This is a genomic window from Shewanella sp. BJSY2023SW007 (assembly GCF_047314525.1).
In the GTDB taxonomy this organism is placed as follows: Bacteria; Pseudomonadota; Gammaproteobacteria; order Enterobacterales; family Shewanellaceae; genus Shewanella; species Shewanella chilikensis.
In genome coordinates, this window is record NZ_JBKORL010000042.1 from 1 (window position 1) to 3,449 (window position 3,449).

Here is a 3,449-nt window from a genome sequence, read left to right on the forward strand (position 1 = left end):
GCCAGCCAGGCGTGTATAACCAAGGTGCTTACTACGACATGCTGGGTCAACGATTCACTGTGGGGGTAAACTACAAGTTCTAATGCTATTGCTACCGAAAGCCACTTGCATAACAGCAAGTGGCTTTAAGTAATCGGCACTTCCCTAATTAACTAAAACCCTATTAGATAAATATGGATTGGATATCAGGGTTTCCTCTTGAGCCACTTCGCTTTTGTCTATATGCAAAGTTTGATTAATGCCGGTTATTCCTGTTTACACAAGAGCGCTTTCTATCAAATTGAATCAAAATCGGTACCCTAAAGTTAACAATGAAACATCCGGTAAACCCTCTCCAATATCACATCCTATTAAAGAGCCCTATCCTACCAAGAAATTCTCTCATTTCTTCTCAAGCTATAAAAACAATGTTAAAACCATCAACAAAAATAACGAACAACACACTGTAAAATAAGTAAAAATATTTTCTTACAATTTAGCCAAGCAATAAAAACCATCAATAACACAACGAAATTATAACGCATGAAAAACCATTTAATAAAAATACAAACAAAACTTAAGTAGTTGCGAATTTTCTAATCCAAACACATATGTTGCCATTTAGTTAAAACCAAAAACCTTTAAAACCAACGAAGATTAACCCATTGCTAACATACGTATTAACTTGAATCATTAGTTGGTCATTTCCACATCTGACAAACAAGAAGAAATATGAAAGCTATAATTTCTCAAGGAGATAGTCATGACCTCTGTATCTACAACCGCAAAAGCAATTCGCTTCTGTCTTTTGGCTACTGCCGGCTGTGCTGTTTATTCTGGAACCAGCTACGCTAAAGATAAAGATGAAACCATAGAACGTATCGAAGTCACAGGTTCAAAAATTAAACGCATAGGAGAGTTGGCCCCAACCCCTGTTACCGTAATCACTGGCGATGGTCTTATTGATGCCGGTGTTACCAACGTCGCAGATCTATTGCATAAGATGCCTAATACCCTGGTTGGTCTGTCTCCGGAAACCACCAACAACACTGTTTTCGCCAGCGGTTTGAATAACACCGACCTGAGAGGATTGGGTTCCAATCGAACTCTGATATTAGTGAATGGCCGACGCTTTGTGGCCGGCTCACCAGGCTCAGGTGCCGTCGATTTGAATAATATCCCCACAGCCATGGTTGAGCGCATCGAAATCACCACTGGCGGCGCATCGGCAGTATATGGTTCTGATGCCATTGCCGGTGTAGTTAACATAGTGACCAAGACCAGTTTTGATGGGTTGGCGCTGGATGCCTCTACCACCAGGCCAACACAATCTGGAGGTGAAGAGGAATACGCCTCACTGACCTTCGGCTCCGATATTGGCAAAGCCAATTTCGTAACCAACTTAAGTTGGTCACGTCAGGGGCAGATTGCACATATGGACAGGGACTTTTTGCGCGAAGCGCCGATTGTGGTGCGAAATCCCAATGCCAGCGGCCCGAATGACCCCCAAGCAATAATGTGGGGACATGGTCAACAGGTACTGGCCGCCTACACCAAGACCGGAGCGTTCACCACCCGAGCCGGAGAAAAGTACACTTTCAGTGATGACGGTAAAATTCGCCCAATGAAGCTGGGGCAACCTCTGCCCAAACTCACCAATGGCCGAATAGATTATCTTGGAGGCGAAGGCTACAACTTTGCCGAAAACGCTTTTATCAAGACTCCGCTGGATAGGATTAACTTCTTTACTTTCATGAACTATGACATTAATGATGATCATAAATTTACCATGGAAGCCAGCTATGCCAAATCTGAAGCCTATGGTGAAGGCTCTCCGGCATTCCTCACTATTCCGCTTCATGTAGATAATGCTTTTCTTTCACCCGAAGCTGCAAGTTTGGTCAAAGCGTCCGAAAGGCGGCCAGGTGACGGCGCCAGAGTTGGCTACTTGGCGTCCGACTTTGGTAACCGAAAATACAGTCAAGAAAGAACCACAGCCCGCTTAGCTTTGGGGCTTGAAGGCGCAATCTCCGATACCTGGTCATACGATGTTTATGCCACTGTTGGCCATGTTCAAGCCGATACCGAGTGGTACGGTGAGATGTTCGAGCAGCGCTTTAAGGATGCTGTCGATGTTATCCGGGATAGAAGTGGTGCCTTGGTATGTCGTAGTGAACATGCCAGAGCCAATGGCTGTAAGCCGTTGAATGTGTTTGGTCGCGGCCTCTATGATAAAGCCGCTTACAATTGGGTCAGCACAGATGCCATTCGCCGCTCATCAATCGATCAATACGTTGCCGGCGCCTCTGTCAGCGGTGATCTATTTGAGCTGCCTGCGGGTTTCATTGCTGCCGCCTTCAGTTTGGAGTATCGAAAAGAGACCGCCGACACCCTGCCGGATCCGGCAATGCGAGAAGGTCTTCTGTTTAACAACAGATCTCAACCTCTCTCCGGTGAATTTGATGTGACTGAAGCATCGGCTGAATTGTCCGTTCCATTGCTAAAAGATGTTATGTTAGTTCAGGATCTAACTCTTGAAACTGCATTTCGTTACATGGACTACTCCACCTCCGGCTCAGATAACGCCTGGAAAGTAGGGTTCAACTGGGCACTGAATGACGATTTGCGCATCCGGGCTAACCGCTCCAAGTCAGTGCGAGCCCCCAACATAGCCGAATTATTTAACCCAGCCAGCCAAACATTCAGAGGGATCAGTGACTATTGCGCGGCCAGTTATCGCAATCGAATTAACCCCACATATCTAAGTAATGTGCTGGCTAACTGTGCAGCCCAAGGGATCCCAACCACCTTTGAACCATCCCAGGAATGGTATGGTTCAACCCGTCCAGGCTTTATCGTCGGGAACCCTGAGTTAAAAAACGAAGTGGCGAATGATTTCACTCTGGGCTTTATATACACGCCTTCTTATCTGGAAAACTTCAGCTTGACTGTGGACTACTGGAAGTTCGATATGGAGAATGTGATCAATAATTTCAGCGGTGCCGCAGTCGTTAAGTACTGTTACCAATCCAGTTCAACCAATAATCAATTCTGCCCTTTACTCAGGCGAGATCCCACCACTCATGAAATCGTCAATTATTTCGAGAAACCCTTTAACTCGGCATCCAGTGTCACTTCGGGTGTTGATTTTGAGGTCAACTATCGTCTTGAAACCGGTTTCGGTGACTGGGGCTTCCGCCTATTCAGTACTTATCTGGAAGAGCGTTCATTCAACCCTACCGGATTTGCTGATGACAACGTTAAATCGGCAGGTGAGCAGGCTCGTCCACGCTGGCGTCACCGACTGACCACAGACTACACCTACAATGACTTCTCTGCCGTGCTGACCGCCAATCATCGCAGTAGCACAGTGTTGGATAACGAATGGTCACCCAATCAAAACAACTATAACGACATCCCGTCTTATACCACTTTTGATTTGACCAGCCGTTACAACATCACAGATGCCT

The 3,449-nt window shown here is 45.9% G+C and carries 1 protein-coding gene; it reads left to right on the forward strand.

Annotated features, from left to right (window positions below; all coding sequences use genetic code 11):
• Window positions 1-742: 742 nt before the first annotated feature.
• A partial coding sequence (locus tag ACMHXE_RS07745; protein ID WP_413731889.1) for a TonB-dependent receptor plug domain-containing protein occupies window positions 743-3,449 on the forward strand: 2,707 nt, incomplete at its 3' end.